This is a genomic window from Haladaptatus rarus, assembly GCF_054177585.1.
Genome location: NZ_JBPEHG010000013.1, coordinates 68,205 through 84,827, shown reverse-complemented (window position 1 = coordinate 84,827; position 16,623 = coordinate 68,205). Strand labels below are relative to the sequence as shown.

The following is a 16,623-nucleotide window of genomic DNA, read 5'->3' as shown; positions in this document are numbered from 1 at the left end:
AGAACTCTACCAGTTCGAGTTCGTCACCGTCCTCCTCGACTCGACCGTCGACATCACGTGTCGGGCGCGTCCACGCCGTCGTCGTTCGCCAGGAGGACGCGCACGGTTTAGCCGCCGCTCACGGGCGGGAAGAGTGCGAGTTCGTCGCCCGATTCGAGTTCCGTCTGCAGACCGTCTTCGGTGAAGACATTCGTTCCGTTTCGCAGGACGTTGATGTGGTCACGGAGCTGCCCCTCGTCGTCGAGCACGCGGGCTTCGAGTTCCGGATGCGGTTCGAGGAGCGCGTTCAGCGCGTCACCCACGGTGTCGCCCGGTTCCGTGTCCACGGACACCGTCTTGTTCCCGCCGAGTTCGGCGAGATCCGCGAAGAGTTTCCACTGCATACGTGACGTGACGGTCGGGGGCGGGAAGTGGCTTTCTTTCCGCTCGAGGTCTTTCTGGCTTACAGTGTGCAGATCTGGTCACGGAATCGTATTTAAAACTACGCACCGATGGCGATGCTCGATACGTGCGAATCAACCGTCTCGGGACGGTGATGGGGCGCTCCCAGTGAGTTGCTACCCTCGGTGGACGACCGCCACGTCGCAGTCGATCTCGTGCATTCGCTCGAACGTCGGCGGCGAGATGAATCGTGAGGCGGCGCTCCGGTCGGTGCTCGCACCGATGATGATGAGGTCGTAGTGGTCGTCATTCGCCGCGAGGAAGTCCTCGATGTTGCTCCGCGAGACGCGCGTCTCGAACGACCCGGAGAAGGCTTCGACGAGGTCGGCGAGGGTCGATTCGGTGTCCCGGCGTTCTGCCTCGCGGTCGATGCAGGTGCAGACGCTCACCGACCCCGACCGCCCGACGAGTCGCCGTGCGAAGTCGATCATCGTGTGGGCCGTGTTGCCTGCCCGTCTGACGGGGACCAGAACGCGCTTCCAGCGCCGACGCGGTTCGCTATCGGGTGCGGATCGGTACGCGATGGCGTCTATCCGACCCCGGAAGAGGCCCCTGACGAACGGCGAGAGCCCCCCGTGTTTCTCCTCGTACGGCGCGACGATGAGGTCGCAGTTCACCTCGCGGGCGGTCTTCAACACCGTCTTGGCGGACGTCTTCCCGTCTCCCGCGACGACGACTTCGCAGGGGACGCCCATCCGGGTTCGGATGCGATGTGCCTGCGTTTCGAGTCGGTCTGCGGCTTCGTCGGCAGCCTGTGCCTCGGCGGCTTTTCCCCCGGTTTCGAGCTCTGCCGCCTCGGCATTGACGAGCTTCGGCTCGTTCGGACTAGCCTCCTGGGTCGTCTCCCCGGCCTCCTCGATGGCGGTTTCGTCCACGATATCCAACAACACGACCTTCCCTGCATCGTGTGCTGCCGCAAGTTTCGCGCCGAACATCGCCGCCTGCTCTGCGTTTCGCCCACGCATGGGCACGAGCACGTGGTCGTCGCCCTTCGTCGAGCGATAGAGGTAGCGCGCCCTTCGTTCGTAGAACTCCCGTCGCCAGACGACGAACACGCCAGCGATGATGCTGCTGGAGATCGCGATGCCGAGGACGTACAGGAATCCGGTGAGCCATCGATCCGAACCGGCGAATGCGAAGCCGCCCGTGTTGGAGAATCGGAACATGAGGACGAGCAGGGCCGTCGAGAACGCCGTCGGCTGTTCCAGATCGAGCGACCACGTCGCGAGCACCGTCAGAAAGATGCCAAGTGCCGCGGCACCCGCGTGAACCTTCATCGAGTCCGGCGGTACGTTGTAGAGGTATCTCGCGGAGAACTCCAGTGCGACCCACCCACAGAGCGCACCCGCGGTCATCCCCCCGACGAACTTCGTGGGAGACGCATACTTTCCCTCCGGGTCGGCGAAGAGAGTGTACGTCCCGGACGCGAGTGGGGGAAAGAGCAGGAACGACACGGGATTCAGCGTGTTCGAGAGCCACGTGATGGTGGCGATGAGGAGGGGTGCGAACACCAGTATCGTCAGCCGAGTCAGATTCTGCGTGTGCTCTACCCACCGTGCGAACTGCTGTATCTCACGTCGCTCGAACCGACGGATGCGGCGTAACGTTGCGTGATACCGCATCCGAAGGTCGTCGAACATAGGGAAAACTGCGTGATTCCAGAATAAATGCGTTCTGTTACCGGGAGAGTGCGACGACCGCATCGAGCGAGATGCGGATCGCGCGCTCGACGTTGTTCTTCGCCTTCTCGGGGAGTTCGTCGTCCTCGGTGTCGGTACCCTTCTGGGTGCCCTTGACGAGATTCCCGTCCACGGTGCAGATGGCACCCGAGCGCATCCCTTTCCGTCGGGCGATGGAGAAGACGGCGGCGGCCTCCATCTCGACCGAGAGGATGTTCGCTGCTTCCCAATCCTCGACGTACTCGTCGGTTTCGGCGTAGAAGGCGTCGTCGCTTGCAATCGGGCCGATGTGGACATCTTCGTCGTTCGATTCCGCGGAATCGACCAGTGCCGAGAGCACGTCGTAGTCCGGCACTGCCGGGTAGGTGTCCTTCTCGTAGCGTCTGGTCGTTCCCTCGTCTTTCGCCGCGCCCGTGGCGACGACCATGTCACCGATCTCGATGTTCGCTTGCAGTGCGCCGGTCGTTCCGACCCGGATGACCGTCTCGACGCCCACCGCTTCCATCTCCTCGATGGCGATGGTCGCGGAGGGACAGCCGATTCCCGTCGAGCAGATCGTCAGGGGAACGCCCTCGTACTCGGCGTTGACGACCTTGTACTCGCGGTTCTCGGAGACGACTTCCGACGAGTCACACTGTGCCGCGATCCGGTCGACGCGCCCCGGATCGCCCGGAATCAGCGCGATGTCGTTCAGGTCACCCTCGTCTACGAGCAGGTGCGGTTGCATTGCCATGGTCGGGTGTTTCTCGGGAATACGGGAAAAAGCGTCCGGGTTCGAGCGTGCTCCCGAACGGTTTTGTCATCAGAGGAGGACGACAGAATATGTCCCACTGCCCTGAGTGCAGCGAAGACGTCGATAAACTGGTGAAAAGGTGATGCTTCTGCTGGCGGATTCCTGAGTGCGAGAAACGTCTGGGATTGCCCACACTGTGGCGCGATCCTCGGCGTCACAGGCCACACGTGACCGTCACCTCGGTTCTATTTTCGGTGGCAGTCGATCGGTGGTCAAGGTAAGTAGCGAACGCTCACGACGCCATCCTCGAATCGGACTTCCACGCGGTTCACCCCGAGTCGGGCCGCGCGCGAGAGGGTTCCTTCGTCGTCCAGCACGTCGTTTACGGCATCTTCGGTCTCCTCCGGCGGGACGGAGAGGACGTGAATCTCGCCGATTCCGGCGCGTTCGGTTCGGTCGAGGTCGCCGACCTCCTGCTCATCTGCGATTTCACGTTCTTGAACCGTCGGTGGTTCCTCGCTCTTCTCGACGGCGAGTGGTCGTTGCTCGTCGATGTCCACGACCTCCCACGTCACCTCCATGGGGGGTTCGGCGGCGACCGTGGCGTCGATGGCGTCGTGGGTTTCGACGCCGGGATTGGTCGAGAGGGTATGCACCTGTCCGCCGTGAACGTCTTTCAGCACCGCAGACTCCTCCTCGGCGTGGGTGACGAGGAACGTACTCGTCTTCTCGGTCATGAACGGGGATAGGGATGCACGCCTTTTCCCGATTGCGTTCTTCCGGATTGGGTCCTTCCGAGTGCGGCTCTCACTCGCTTGCGTTCTTCCCGTGTCGCTCGCTCCTCGGATTTCGTCACCGAGCGAGACGATGGATGACGTAGATGAGGAGCGCGGCGAGGAGCGGCGGAACGAGACCGTACATCTGCGGGAGCGAGTAGAGGTAGTTACCGACCGCGCCCGCATTTACGGACTGGAACTCCGGCGGGACGGAGATGATGAGTCCGGCGTACAGCGAGACGACGAAGACGAATCCGGCGAGCGCGAGGAGGCTGTCGTAGGCGGAGATGGTGGCCTCGCCGCGTCGGTGGCGGCGCGCGACGAACAGCACGGGGGCGAACAGTGGCCCGAGGACGAAGATAGCGACGACGCCGAGGAGCGCGTTCGAGGTGGTCACCAGCGCCGACTGGCCGAGCGTCCGGACGAACCAGCTGATCAGCGCCAGCAGGAGGATGCCCCCGAGCACGACGCCGAGGAGGAAACTGACGAAGACGTACAGTCGGAAGATCACCGAGTCGGAAGCGCGGAAACTGTAGCGAAACGCTCCGAACAGTCCGGAGTAGTCGTCCTCCCCTGCGGTGGCGGCGTCGGTCATCGTCCGAACGTCGAACTCGCGCGAAGGTAAATGACGCGACTCACGGCTCGCTTCTTCGACTCGAATTTTCGGCTCGCTTCTCGGTCTCGGTTCACAGACGATTTTCGAAGAACGTTTGAAATGGTTGGTTCTCTGTATCAGTATGAGCACTGACAACGCCACCGATTCGTCCGGTGACTCCCTGTCCGACGACTCCGGGGAAGTCCACAAGAATGCTCGACAGTCCGTCGTCGCCGTGGACGCCGACGACAACGAAGTCGACATCGTCAACCGTCTCGACGCGCACATGGGCGACGGCACTCGCCACCGAGCGTTCACGTCACTTGTCTTCGACGAGGACGACAACATCCTCCTCGCGCAGCGCGCGCCGACCAAGCGCCTCTGGGATACCTACTGGGATGGCACCGTCGCATCCCACCCCGACCCCGGCCAGTCGCAGGAGGAGGCGACCCGCCAGCGACTCGACGACGAACTCGGCGTCTCGCCCGACCAGTACGACGACCTGCGCGTGACAGACCGATTCGAGTACAAACGCTACTACGCCCGTGAAGGCGTCGAACACGAGGTCTGTGCCGTGCTGAAACTCACCCTGCACGACACCACGCTCGACCCGGACGAAGAGGAGGTCGCGGGCCTGATGTGGGTGCCCTACGAGCGCCTGTACGAGAATCCCAGGTGGTACCGCCAACTGCGACTCTGCCCGTGGTTCGAGATCGCCATGCGGCGCGACTTCGAGTAGCACGAGTAAATCTTCTCTACCAGTTCGATGTCGCGATCTTCTGAGCCGATGTGATTCTTGGTGGTAGCGCAAAGTCAGATCTACCAAGGATCGATGATGCAACCGCTGTAGACCGATGAAGGCGTGACTTGGTTCAAGCAGTGGCTAGCGTCACGCCGCCATCGAACGTCTCGATCACTCGGTGTTCTCGTAACTAAGCTGCGATGGCAGGAAAACTAAATCAGTACATTTCGGTACAAAATAGTACAAATCAGTACATGACGTATGGTGACGATACCAGCCCTCTCGTCGCCGAATTCGTCGCCAACCTCGCTTCGTCGTCATCCGGTACGCAAAAGAACGATGACACCATAGTCCCAGCTATGGTCTCGGCCGCCACGACACTCGGCTTTCTGGTCATCATCCTCGTCAACACCGTCATCACGGCGGTCGTCATTCGTTTCTTCCGGCTGCGACTCGCGACGCGGTGGGGTGCGGTGGTGTACACTATGCTACTCGTCCCGCTCGTCTACATCGCCACGACGCTCGTGTTGAGCGGCGTGGTCGGCTTCGGCGGCAGTGGCGTCCGAGACAGGGGTACCGCGCTCATCCTCGTGTGGGTGCTCCCGTTCACCCTCGGCGTGTCCATCGACCTGTTCTGGATGCCGCCGCCCGAGGAGATCGATCTCCCGGACAAATCGCGCGAAAAACAGCAGAGTCGCTGAGGGGACGACCGCCAGCCACCCGACTCCTGCCACGACCGCGACCGCTTCCCAGAGGTAGGCGACCCCTACCGGTCCGACGACCCACCCCACGACGATCGCACCGACGACAACCCGAAGCCACGGTGCTGACGGTTCACCGAGGGCGAGCACTGCATCGAACACGTCGAGGACGAGCAACGCGACGAGAACGCTGCGTACGCTCACGCGGAGTCGGCTCGAACGCTCTTTCCGACCCGGACGCTCCGGTCGGTCGAACACGGGGACGATGAGACGAATCCGGTCGGGGAGCGTGAGGGGCGGAAGATGCATCGGAGGGAGTGTGAATCCGAGTCCCGAGTCGTCGTCCTCCTCTGCCATGGTCGAACTACGACCCCGACCGTGAAAACTGCTCGTTCGCGTCGCCGGTCTACTCGTCTGTCACGTGTCGGTACGAGACTGTTCCTCATCCGCGTCGCTGGTCACACGCTCGATGATCGAGACGACGCTCTCGATGACCTGTTCGGGCGATTGCGTGGCGTCCACGCGGACGAATCGGCCCGGTTCGGCGTCCATCATGCGCTCGTAGTTCGACTGGACTCGTGCGAGGAATCCGGCCTGTTCGAACTTGTTCGTCGCGCCGCTTCGCGCCGCGCCGGTTTCGGGGTCGACGTCGAGGTAGATGGTGCAGTCCGGCGGTCGCGTCCACGGTTTGTGGACGCCGACGATGTACTCCATGGGTCGTGTAACGTGGCCGTCCAGCGCGACTGCCTGATAGGCGTAGCGCGAGTCGGAGTAGCGGTCGGAGATGACGAGCTTGCCGTCGTCCAGCGCGGGCCGGACGGTGTTTGCGAGGTGGGCGGCGTGGTCGGCGGTGTAGAGGAACAGCTCGGCGATGGGGTCTGCGTCGTCGTCCTCGATCGAGCGGTCGACGGCCTCGCCGTACCACGTGTCGGTCGGTTCGCGGGTGAACACCGCGTCGGGATACTCCTCGTGAAGCACTTCCCAGACGGTCGTCTTTCCGCTCCCGTCCAGTCCCTCCAGCGTTATCAGCATACCCGGACGTTCGGGGTGGGTGGTAAAACCTTCCGGGTTTTCACAGCAAGTAGATTTACCTACTTTGAAACACATATCTACACTATGAGAGTTCTCGTGACCGGCGGAACCGGGTTCATCGGTCGAAACCTCGTCCGTGAACTCCACGAGCGAGGCCACGAGGTGACGGTTCTCGCTCGAAATCCGGACGAGTCCGACTTGCCCGAGGGCGTCGAGCGAGCGATGGGTGACGTGACCGCGCTCCCCTCCATCGAAGGGGCGTTCGAGGGGCAGGACGCGGTGGTCAACCTCGTCTCGCTCTCCCCGCTGTTCAGGCCGCCGCGCGGCCTGAACCACATGAGCGTCCACCTCGGCGGGACGCAGAACGTCGTGCAGGCCGCAGAGGAGCACGGCGTCGAGAAGATCGTCCAGATGAGTGGTCTCGGCGCAGATCCGACCGGACCGACCGAGTTCATCCGGGCGAAAGGACAGGCGGAAGAACTCGTGAAGCGTTCCGACCTGGGATGGACGATCTTCCGCCCGTCAGTCGTCTTCGGAGAGGGTGGCGAGTTCGTCTCGTTCACGACGAAGCTCACGCCGCCGTATCTCGCCCCGCTTCCCGGCGGGGGAAAGACCCGTTTCCAGCCCATCTGGGTCGGTGACTTCGTCCCGATGGTCGCCGACGGACTGGACGAGGCTCACGACGGCGAGGTGTACGACATCGGCGGCCCCGAGATCCTCACCCTCGCGGAGGTGGCGAAACTCGCTCGCGGTGCAGCGGGCCAGCCGGTCACCGTCGTCCCCATCCCGATGTCGGTCGCCGGTGCGGGGCTGAAAGTCGCGGGGTCGATTCCGGGCTTCCCGATGGGTGCCGACCAGTACCGTTCATTGAAGTTTAATAACACGACGCATGACAGCGACGTGACTGAATTCGGCGTCGAACCGAAAGAATTGACGACGCTCAGTGAGTATCTCGGGGTTGAATGCGACGAGGGGTATTGACAGAAAGAACGCAAGTGTGGATATATATAGACTTAAAGAGGGGGTGTATGAAAGCTGCCTGATCGAGCACAAAAAGGGGTGTAATACGTCGCAGTACTGCGGTTTTCAGTGGGGGCTGTCTATCGTCTGAAACAGCCCGTACCACAAAGTTTATATTCTTATTCATATTGGTGTTCTCCCAACGGAGAACGGTATCGAAAAATGAAAATCGCGATGATCGGATTCGGTCAGGCAGGCGGGAAGATCGTTGACAAGTTCCTGGAATACGACCAGCGAACACATAGCGGCATCGTTCGTGCCGCAGTTGCGGTCAACACCGCTCGCGCTGACCTCATGGGCCTGAAGCACGTCCCGGAAGAAAACCGTGTGCTCATCGGACAGTCCCGCGTCAAAGGACACGGCGTGGGTGCAGACAACGAACTCGGCGCGGAGATCGCCGAAGAGGATATCGACGAAGTGCAGGGTGCGATCGACAACATCCCTGTCCACGAAGTGGATGCCTTCCTCATAATCGCCGGAATGGGCGGCGGTTCGGGAAGCGGTGGCGCGCCAGTCGTGGCGAAACACCTGAAACGCATCTACACCGAACCCGTCTACGGGTTGGGTATCCTCCCCGGAAGCGACGAAGGTGGAATCTACACGCTGAACGCGGCACGCTCGTTCCAGACGTTCGTCCGCGAAGTGGACAACATGATGGTGTTCGACAACGATTCGTGGCGCCAGTCGGGTGAGATTGTCGAGAGTGGCTACTCCGAGATCAACGAGGAGATCGTCACGCGATTCGGTATCCTCTTCGGCGCAGGTGAAGTCGATGGGAGCGACGACGTCGCAGAGAGCGTCGTCGACTCCAGCGAGATCATCAACACGCTCGCTGGCGGTGGCGTCTCGACCATCGGATACGCCGCAGAAGAGGTCGAGATGCGTGACGCTGGCGGCCTCCTCTCCCGGTTCACCGGGAACGGTAGCGGTCACAACGAAGACACTGCCCACACGACGAACCGTTTCCCGAGCCTCGTCCGGAAGGCGGCGCTCGGTCGGCTGACGCTCCCCTGTGAGATCCAGGGCACCGAGCGCGCCCTGCTCGTCTTGAGTGGCCCATCGGGGCACCTCAACCGGAAAGGTATCGAGCGTGGTCGCAAGTGGCTCGAAGAGCAGACGGGAAGCATGGAAGTTCGCGGTGGCGACTACCCGGTCAACGAACCGCACGTCGCAAGCGTCGTCTTGCTGTCGGGCGTGACGAACGTTCCGCGGATCAAGGAACTCCAGCAGGTCGCTATCGAGGCACAGGACAACATCGAGGAGATTCGCCAGGAGAGCGAGACGAACCTCGAAAGTCTGGTCGAGGATGAAGAGGATGAGCTCGATCCGCTGTTCTAACCTGACAGCACTCTTCCTCGTCCTCGCGCTCGCCCTCTCGGCAGTCGTGCCCGCAGCGGCGGTCTCGACTGACCAGCAGGGCGTTCCGAACGACGCGACGGTGGGGGAGAAGGTGACGGCGACCGTCACGCTGACCGACCTCTACGGAGAGTACGAACAGTGGATGCTCGACGGTGCAACCCAACTGACCGACGTGACGTGGACCGTCACGACGTACGACCAGGCGGGGAACCAGAAGGACAAGCAGTCCTACGACGGCCAATCGTTCAACCACTCGCTCAGCCTCGACAGTGACGCGAGCAAGGTGTCGGTCGAGGTGACCGGAAAGGTCCCCGAGGTCGAGAACTTCAGCTACGAGAACCAGCAGGCGTTCACGGTCGCCGAACTGAGCCAGTCCCGTGAGGGCGGCAACAGCGACGTGATCGAAACGTGGACGGCGAACCACCACACCGACGAGAGCAAGGATGCTCGTGCAACCATCGTCGCCGCACAGCAATCCATCGATAGCGCACCGAAGGGTGCCGATACGTCAGATGCGGAAGGCACGCTCGACGATGCCATCACCGCCTACAACGGCGAGAACTTCGAACTCGCGGGTAACCTCGCGGACAAGGCGAAAGAGAACGCCAACTCGGCCACGAAGCAGGCCGAGAAGTCGGCTCAGACGAGCAAGTTGCTCATGTACGGTGGCACAGCCCTCCTCGCACTGATCGTCATCGGTGGCGCAGCCTACTGGTACCGTTCCCAACAGCAGAACAACTACCGACTGCGCTGACTCGACGATTCGATATCGTACCGACTCGATTTTCGCAACCCATTAACCCACCTCCCGAGTAGCACCGCTCATGCAGGTGGTGGTTCCGTTCGCGGCAGGCGAACCGAAGACCCGACTCGCCGACGTGCTCGCGCGCGACGAGCGCCGCGAGTTCGCGCGTGCGATGCTCGAAGACGTGCTCGCGGCGATTCGCGCGACCGGTCGGGAACCCACACTTCTCACCACTCGTCGGATCGACGTGGACGCACCTCAGCTGGTCGATTCCCGACCGCTGACCCCCGCCGTGAACGCCGTGCTGGCCGAGGAGGGAACTACTGCGATCGTGATGGCCGACCTCGCACTGGTGACACCATCCGTATTGGAACGACTCTTTTCTGCTGCGGGCGACGTCGTCATCGCACCCGGTCGGAGCGGTGGGACGAACGCCCTCGTCGCGCGCCACCCCGAGTTTCGGGTCGATTACCACGGAACGTCGTATCTCGACCACCTTCGCATCGCACGGGGTGTGGGCGCCTCGGTCGCGGAGGTCGATTCGCACCGATTGGCGACGGACGTAGACGAGACCGCAGATCTCGCGGAAGTACTCGTACACAGCGACGGCACGGCTCGTGATTGGCTTCGAGACACAGGGTTCTCTCTGACGGTGACCGACGGGCGAGTAGAAGCGAGTCGAGAACAGTAGTCGATGTGAGTCGGTAACGCAGTCTCTTTGCTGTGGTGTCTACGCCGGAATCGATGCGGTCATCGTCGGAACTGGTGTCGTCGTGGCGAACGAGAGCCGAACCCACCCGAGCCACGGGATTCGGAGTTTCGCCTTGCCGACGATCCACGAGGGTTTGACGGGGCTACTGTTTGGCTGGAAGCTATCCGCCTGGTCGTAGGCACCGTTGTTGTCGCCCTTCGTGACGAATCCGGCGTTCGGGGCGGGACAGTTCGGGAGTTCACGGCAGCTTCCTGCGCCATCGAGATAGTCGGGATTCGCTTCGTCGTACCAGTCTTCACCCGCCTCGACCCAGAACATGGCGCGGTGGATGATCGGCGTCTCTCGGCTGTTTCCGTCCGGCTGGAAGATTATCACGTCGCCGGGGTTGTTGAACTCGCGATATCCCGACTGCTCCCCGGCGCGGTAGGTGACGACGCCCGTGTCGGCGTGGGAGCCGTCGCCCGCGAGCCGGTCTTCGTCCATCACGAGGATGAGGTCACCGCGCTCCATCTGGGGTTCCATGCTCCCGCTTTCGACGGCGACCATCGGCGGCCAGACACCGCTGACGGCAAAGAGGAGGAGACCGATACCGACCGCCCACATCGCTGTGCTCAGAAGATCGCGGAGGAGGGCGACGGGTTCGTCGTCGGTGGTTCTGAGCCAGTGGAGCCATTCTCTGGGACTGCCATCGGTCGGCGGAGACATTCGTGTCTTCAGTTGGGTATTCGGCTTGTTTGAATGTTCGGATTCGTGAAATTGGCGCCGAGTGTGGTGGATGGTTGCTTCGTGAGTTCGACGTTTCTGTCGTGACGGACACCACCTGACACGAGTCTGTCAGAGGGCACAGTATCAAGTCGGATGCTCCCGTTGTCCGACCATCGATGCACGTCCAGACCGTCGGCGATGGGACGCCGGAACTCGCGGTCGTCGCCTGTATCCACGGCGACGAAGTCTGTGGGAAGACGGCTATCGAGCGCGTGCTGGCCGAGGATCCCTCGTTCGAGCGCCCCGTTCGATTCATCATCGCCAACGAGGAAGCAGTCGCGGCGAACAAACGCTTCATCGACGAAGATCTGAATCGTGCGTTTCCGGGAGACCCCGACGGAACGACGCACGAATCCAGACTCGCGGCGGAACTCCTCCCGGAGCTGCGCGGCTGCGGCGTCGTCGATCTCCACTCGACGCACTCTCACCCCGAGCCGTTCGCGCTCGTGTCGCAACTGAACGACCGGACGAAAGAACTGGCGCGGGCGACCGGGGTCGGGCGCGTGGTGGACATCAGCTACGTCGCTGGCGGTCTCATCGACCACGTGGATGGCGTCGCGGTCGAGTGCGGCCTGCACGGAACCGACCGAGCAGCGCGAAACGCGGAACGCGTCCTGCGGAACGTCCTCGGTGCGACGGGGGCACTCGATACGTTCCGAGAGGAAGGAACCCCGGAGCTGTATCGCATTTTCGACTCGGTGCAGGGCGAGGGCTACAAGTTCGTCGGCGAAAACTTCGTCCGCGTCGATGAAGAGACGGTGTTCGCTCGAAAGGACGGTGAGGAGTTACGCGCCGACCGTCCGTTCTACCCGGTGTTGATGTCCACCGAGGGATACGGCGACATGATCGGCTTTCGAGCGGAGAGGGTTGGGAAGCTTTGAGCGTGGTCGGAAAGGTCTAAAACCGATCACCGACGTGCACCTGTACCCGGTCGCCCGGTTTCGAGGTCGATACGTCCGTCCGGCATCGGAACGCCCTCGTACTCGTCTTCGGCGAGCAACAGCGACCCGTCGAGGTCGGCGTAGTCGAGCAGGGGCGCGATGTGGCAGGCGGCGGCGATGCTAGCGTTGCTCTCGATCATACAGCCGAGCATGACCTCCAATCCGTGTGCCTTCGCCGTGTGAACCATCCGCATCGCTTCGCGGAGACCACCACATTTCATCAGTTTCAGGTTGGCGATGTCGGCCCGTCCGGCGATCTGTGGCACGTCTTCGAGCGTGACGCAGGATTCGTCGGCAGCGATAGGGAGGGCGGCCCGCTCCCGGACGAATCGCATCCCTTCGGGATTCTCGGCGGGAACTGGTTGTTCGACGAACTCTACGCCGTACCCTTCGAGCACGTCGATCTTCCGAACCGCCTCGCGGGGACTCCACGCCTCGTTGGCGTCCACGCGGATCGTCGCATCGGGGGCCGCATCGCGCACGGTTCCGACGATCTCTTCGTCGCGGTCGGTGCCGACCTTCACTTTCAACGTGCCGTATCCGGCTTCGACCGCCTCGGCGGTCTTCTCGCGCATCGTCTCGGTCGTATCGATACCGATGGTGAACGACGTTTCGACGCTGTCTGCGGGGTCGTGACCCCAGTAGCGATAGAGTGGCAGGTCGGCGCGCTTCGCCACGAGGTCGTGGAGCGCGATACTCACGGCACAGCGGGCGGCAGGATTTCGGTTCACCGCCTCACGCATCTCGCGCTCGATTCGGTCGAGTGCGTGCGGGTCGTCGACCGATTCGACCACGTCGAGGAGGTTGGGCATGACCGCTTCGACCGTCGCCGCCGTCTCCCCGTAGTGCGAAGAAGGAGCGGCCCCACCGATGCCGACGTTCCCCGCGTCGTCTTCGATCCTGACGACGACGTTCTCGGCGGTGGTCTGGGTGCCCCGCGAGATGGTGAATGCGTGCTCGAGCGGCAGCGAGACTCGTTCGAACTCCGTCGAGAGGCTCATAGTATCGCCTCCAGTACGTCGTCGGCGTCGAAGCGCACGGGGTCGGTCGCAGGCGCACCGAGCGACGATTCGTACGACTGAACTGCTTCGTGGGCCGCGTCGTCGTCACCGATCTCCGAGGTATTGATGGCTCCAGCGACGATCTCGGTCTCGTGAACCGGTCGGGCGAGGTCTTCGTAGAGCGAGACGTACTCCGGAATCGACGGCAGTTCGAACGACTCGTAGCCGTGGATGACCTCCTTCCCGACGACGTGACAGAGGACGAGTTTGTCGGCCATCGACCCGTGGAGGATGCCACATGTCACGGCGGAGTAGGCGGGATGGACGATGCTTCCCTGCCCCTCGACGAAGAGGTAGTCGTAGTCGTCACCACGCTCCAGGATCATCTCCTCGACCGCCCCGGCGGTGAAGTCGCTCACCACGCGGTCGATAGGGTTGCCCCACCCGTCGATCATGATCCCCGTCTGGCCGGTCGGAATGAATCCGGCGTCCACACCCCGGTCGTGGGCCGCCTCCACCAGTTCGAGTGTCGCAGTCATCTTCCCGACCGAGCAGTCGGTGCCGACCGTGAGCACGACCTCGGCATCGACGTCCTTCGCTACGCCCTGGCTGACGGTGAGGTCGTCGTGTGGCTTGCGAACGTCCCAGATGTCGCAGTCGTTTTCCGCGGCGAGTCGGGCGAACTCCTCGTCGTCTTCGAGGAAGTAGTGAAGCCCTGATATCACGTCGTGGCCGCGTTCGAGCGCGGTTCGAACGTCCGAGCGCCACGATTCGTCGAAGCCGCCGCCGATGGGTGCGATACCGACGACGAGTGCGTCTACGTCCGGCACGTCGTCCATCCCGGCGACGATAGGAGCGTCTTGGACGTCCGGCAGCGAGTCGTTGACGCGCTCACCGGCCCTGTCGCGGTCGAGAACCGAGACCACGTCGTAGTCGGCGTAGCGCAGGATGCCGACTGCCGTCTTCGCGCGGTCGGGGAACTTCTCGTGGGCGAGTATAGCCACCTGCATGCGTGTGCGGTGGTGGCACGGTGGCTTAAAACCGTCTTTCGCGGTAACGGGAGCTGTCTCGCGCGTGAACAATCACTCGTCGGCCGGACGTGGTTCGTAGTCGGAACCGACACAGAGTTCCAGCGCACGCGGCCAGACGCCGAGCGTCTGTTCTTCCCACCCGGCCATCTCGCCGTCGAGGCTGAACTGTACGGGGTCGTCACGCTCCACCTCGACGTCGAGCGTCGGCGTCTGCAGACTGGTCACGTTCTCGGTCTCCGTCCCGAACAACCGTCGAACCGCGGCCTCGCCGACGAGGTTCGTGGCGGGCATCTGCTCGATGATGGTCACGTCGAGGAGGCCGTCTTCCATGTTCGCCTGCGTGCGTCCTTCCGCCGGAAATCGCCGCCCGTTTCCGACGAGGATGAAGATGGCCTCGCCAGACCAAGACACTTCGCCCTCCGTCGAAGCCTCGATCGAGAGCGGAAGTCCCTCGAAATCCGCCATCAGGCGGAGCGTGTTCACGACGTAGGCGAACACACCGAGGCGTTCTTTCTGTTCGGAGTCAGTTTCGCTGCTCGCGTCCGCGGTCAGCCCACCGACACAGGAGTTGATGAACACCTGCTCGTTCGTCGTCCCGAGGTCGATTCGCCGTCGTTCGCCGTTTTCGAGCACCTCGAAGGCCTGTTCGATACCCGTCACACCGACGTTCCCGGCGAAGTTGTTGCCCGTCCCGGTCGGGACGACACCGAACGTCACGGCGTCCAGTGCGTCCGCATCGACGAGTCCGCGGACGACTTCGTTTATCGTCCCGTCGCCACCCGCCGCGGCCACCGTCGAAACTCCGCTCTCGGCGGCGTGTCGAGCGAGGTCGATGGCGTGACCCTCTTCGCGTGATTCGAGGACCGTAAAATCGTGTTCGGCGGCGAGCGTACGAACCCGTTGGGCGTGGTCTCCGTTCCCGCTGACGGGGTTCAACACGACGACACGCTCGTATTCGATGTCGTCCGTCGCCGCGAGGTCGCCAGAAACTCCGGCCTCGTCGGCATCCATGCCGGTTTTTTTCGGCGGAAAAACCAAAGTTCTGTCGGCTTTATATCTACGACCGTGTTCACGCTCGACCTGCATACGCACACTCGATTCTTCCACGGACGTGACCGTGCCGCAGAACTGTTCGACCCGGTCGGCGTCCGTCTTCTCGCACTGACTGCTCGCTACCGGGGGCTGGACGGCATCGCGCTGACGAACCACGACTACTATCGCTCGTTCGCCACCAGCGCCGTGCGAACCATCCCCGGTATCGAGGTCTCGACGACGAAAGGCCACGTCCTCGTCGTCGGTCCCGACCCACCGACACGAACCGAACCGGGGACGTTCACGCCGAAGGAGACGGTCGAACTCGCCCACGAAAGGGATTGTGCGGCCATCATCGCCCACCCGTACCGCAACAGTACGGTGCGCGAGGTGGACGCGAACTTCGACGCCATCGAGGTGAACGGCAAGCACCCCCGAACCGAGGAGTGGGTACGGACGCTGGCCGAGCGCCACGACCTCCCACTGGTCGGCGGGAGCGACGCCCACTACCCTGTCGAGGTGGGTCGCGCGTACACGGCCATCGACGCGGACGTGCTCACGCCCGAGAGCGTCGTCGAAGCGATCCGAGACGGACGCGTCGAACCGCGAGTTCGACGGGACACCTTCGACCAGGGCGTCCGGCGTCTCTACCGAAAAGTCCACGAAGGGAAGGACAACCTGCATCGGCCGGAAGCGGAGTCACCGGGCGTGGGAGAACCGCCGAAACCGGAGGACTGATCGAACGAAGCGGTCGTCCAGAATCGATCTTCGACTCTCCGCAGGGTACGTCCGGATTCGACCGACGTGCCTCATCCGAGACGCTCGTCTAAGATGAGTCGAGTCTTCGTGCTCACGACTTCTTCCAACTCGCGCGCGCGGGTGATGAGTTGGTTCACGCCCTGCGTGTCGGCGGCGTCCACGACGAGGACGATGTCGTCTTCGCCACTCACTTGCCAGACGAAGTCGACCTGTTCCCACTCCGCGAGCGTGTCCGACATCCGCGTGGTGTCGACGGCGACGTCCACGCCGATCTCGATCATCGCCTTCACGTTCCCTGTGCGGGTTGCGACCGTGAACCGTTCGATGACGCCGTCATCGGTCATCCGTTCGACCCGGTTTCGAACCGTGCCTTCGGACGTGCCGACCTTCTCTGCGATCTCAGTGTACGGTGTGCGGGCGTCTCGTCGCAGGAGATTCAGTATCTGTCGGTCGAGTGCGTCCATGGAGGTTTGCACCTAGTGGGGCCCGCTACTTGATGATTACGAATTTCGTAACAATGCTACGAAAGCAAGGTTTATAGTGCCCGGTTGCATATGAA

At 62.6% G+C, this 16,623-nt stretch carries 19 protein-coding genes; 8 read left to right on the top strand and 11 right to left on the bottom strand.

Going from position 1 to position 16,623, the window contains the following annotated elements; genetic code table 11:
- Positions 1–107: 107 nt before the first annotated feature.
- The 5 genes from ACR3FE_RS21420 to ACR3FE_RS21400 all read right to left on the bottom strand — a co-directional run bounded on the left by ACR3FE_RS21420 (position 108) and on the right by ACR3FE_RS21400 (position 4,224).
- Positions 108–383 carry a ubiquitin-like small modifier protein 1 gene (locus ACR3FE_RS21420; protein ID WP_458209685.1) on the bottom strand — a complete coding sequence of 92 codons (276 nt, stop codon included), beginning with the start codon at positions 381–383 and terminating at the stop codon, positions 108–110.
- 174 nt (positions 384–557) lie between these two features.
- Positions 558–2,081 (bottom strand): HPP family protein, encoded by a 1,524-nt coding sequence (locus tag ACR3FE_RS21415; RefSeq protein WP_458209683.1) that lies wholly within the window; start codon positions 2,079–2,081, stop codon positions 558–560.
- 37 nt (positions 2,082–2,118) lie between these two features.
- Entirely contained in the window at positions 2,119–2,853 is a 735-nt protein-coding gene (locus ACR3FE_RS21410) for a nucleoside phosphorylase (RefSeq protein ID WP_458209681.1), read from the bottom strand.
- A gap of 272 nt (positions 2,854–3,125) precedes the next feature.
- Positions 3,126–3,590 carry a DUF5812 family protein gene (locus ACR3FE_RS21405; RefSeq protein ID WP_458209680.1) on the bottom strand — a complete coding sequence of 155 codons (465 nt, stop codon included), beginning with the start codon at positions 3,588–3,590 and terminating at the stop codon, positions 3,126–3,128.
- A gap of 115 nt (positions 3,591–3,705) precedes the next feature.
- Complete coding sequence (locus ACR3FE_RS21400) at positions 3,706–4,224, bottom strand: DUF8056 family protein (RefSeq protein ID WP_458209679.1); 519 nt, start codon at positions 4,222–4,224, stop codon at positions 3,706–3,708.
- A gap of 142 nt (positions 4,225–4,366) precedes the next feature.
- Between ACR3FE_RS21400 and ACR3FE_RS21395 the strand changes: the two genes are divergently transcribed.
- Positions 4,367–4,963 (top strand): NUDIX hydrolase, encoded by a 597-nt coding sequence (locus ACR3FE_RS21395; RefSeq protein ID WP_458209677.1) that lies wholly within the window; start codon positions 4,367–4,369, stop codon positions 4,961–4,963.
- 203 nt (positions 4,964–5,166) lie between these two features.
- Entirely contained in the window at positions 5,167–5,667 is a 501-nt protein-coding gene (locus ACR3FE_RS27805) for a DUF7991 family protein (RefSeq protein ID WP_472850190.1), read from the top strand.
- 417 nt (positions 5,668–6,084) lie between these two features.
- Here ACR3FE_RS27805 and tmk read toward each other — a convergent pair whose 3' ends face one another.
- On the bottom strand, positions 6,085–6,699 hold the full coding sequence (gene tmk / locus ACR3FE_RS21385) for a dTMP kinase (protein ID WP_458209674.1): 615 nt from the start codon (positions 6,697–6,699) through the stop codon (positions 6,085–6,087).
- Positions 6,700–6,783: 84 nt separating this feature from the next.
- Here tmk and ACR3FE_RS21380 point away from each other — a divergent pair, with 84 nt between their 5' ends.
- The 4 genes from ACR3FE_RS21380 to cofC all read left to right on the top strand — a co-directional run bounded on the left by ACR3FE_RS21380 (position 6,784) and on the right by cofC (position 10,514).
- Positions 6,784–7,680, top strand: a complete 897-nt coding sequence (locus ACR3FE_RS21380) for a complex I NDUFA9 subunit family protein (RefSeq protein ID WP_458209673.1) — start codon at positions 6,784–6,786, stop codon at positions 7,678–7,680.
- A 201-nt stretch (positions 7,681–7,881) separates the two neighbouring features.
- The gene (locus ACR3FE_RS21375) at positions 7,882–9,057 is read left to right on the top strand and encodes a tubulin/FtsZ family protein (RefSeq protein WP_458209672.1); all 1,176 of its coding nucleotides are present in this window, start codon (positions 7,882–7,884) and stop codon (positions 9,055–9,057) included.
- The gene (locus ACR3FE_RS21370) at positions 9,035–9,832 is read left to right on the top strand and encodes a hypothetical protein (protein WP_458209671.1); all 798 of its coding nucleotides are present in this window, start codon (positions 9,035–9,037) and stop codon (positions 9,830–9,832) included. Before ACR3FE_RS21375 ends, ACR3FE_RS21370 begins: the two co-directional genes overlap by 23 nt.
- Before the next feature lie 70 nt (positions 9,833–9,902).
- Entirely contained in the window at positions 9,903–10,514 is a 612-nt protein-coding gene (gene cofC, locus ACR3FE_RS21365) for a 2-phospho-L-lactate guanylyltransferase (RefSeq protein WP_458209669.1), read from the top strand.
- A 39-nt stretch (positions 10,515–10,553) separates the two neighbouring features.
- On the opposite strand, the gene ACR3FE_RS21360 is transcribed toward cofC, so the two are convergent.
- The gene (locus tag ACR3FE_RS21360) at positions 10,554–11,240 is read right to left on the bottom strand and encodes a S24/S26 family peptidase (RefSeq protein ID WP_458209667.1); all 687 of its coding nucleotides are present in this window, start codon (positions 11,238–11,240) and stop codon (positions 10,554–10,556) included.
- Between the two features lie 176 nt (positions 11,241–11,416).
- Here ACR3FE_RS21360 and ACR3FE_RS21355 point away from each other — a divergent pair, with 176 nt between their 5' ends.
- Positions 11,417–12,181: a M14 family metallopeptidase gene (locus ACR3FE_RS21355; protein ID WP_458209666.1), complete on the top strand. Its 765-nt coding sequence runs from the start codon at positions 11,417–11,419 to the stop codon at positions 12,179–12,181.
- 26 nt (positions 12,182–12,207) lie between these two features.
- Here ACR3FE_RS21355 and ACR3FE_RS21350 read toward each other — a convergent pair whose 3' ends face one another.
- The 3 genes from ACR3FE_RS21350 to ACR3FE_RS21340 all read right to left on the bottom strand — a co-directional run bounded on the left by ACR3FE_RS21350 (position 12,208) and on the right by ACR3FE_RS21340 (position 15,284).
- Positions 12,208–13,242, bottom strand: coding sequence for a dipeptide epimerase (locus tag ACR3FE_RS21350; protein WP_458209665.1), 1,035 nt, complete (start codon positions 13,240–13,242; stop codon positions 12,208–12,210).
- Positions 13,239–14,252, bottom strand: a complete 1,014-nt coding sequence (locus tag ACR3FE_RS21345; protein ID WP_458209664.1) for an N-acetyltransferase DgcN family protein — start codon at positions 14,250–14,252, stop codon at positions 13,239–13,241. The genes ACR3FE_RS21350 and ACR3FE_RS21345 overlap by 4 nt, the downstream gene beginning before the upstream one ends.
- A 72-nt stretch (positions 14,253–14,324) precedes the next feature.
- A complete protein-coding gene (locus ACR3FE_RS21340) occupies positions 14,325–15,284 on the bottom strand; it encodes a diacylglycerol/lipid kinase family protein (RefSeq protein WP_458209663.1) in 960 nt (319 codons plus the stop codon).
- Between the two features lie 54 nt (positions 15,285–15,338).
- Between ACR3FE_RS21340 and ACR3FE_RS21335 the strand changes: the two genes are divergently transcribed.
- The gene (locus ACR3FE_RS21335) at positions 15,339–16,043 is read left to right on the top strand and encodes a CehA/McbA family metallohydrolase (RefSeq protein WP_458209662.1); all 705 of its coding nucleotides are present in this window, start codon (positions 15,339–15,341) and stop codon (positions 16,041–16,043) included.
- Positions 16,044–16,114: 71 nt separating this feature from the next.
- Here ACR3FE_RS21335 and ACR3FE_RS21330 read toward each other — a convergent pair whose 3' ends face one another.
- Positions 16,115–16,528, bottom strand: coding sequence for an Lrp/AsnC family transcriptional regulator (locus ACR3FE_RS21330; protein ID WP_458209661.1), 414 nt, complete (start codon positions 16,526–16,528; stop codon positions 16,115–16,117).
- Positions 16,529–16,623 lie beyond the last annotated feature (95 nt).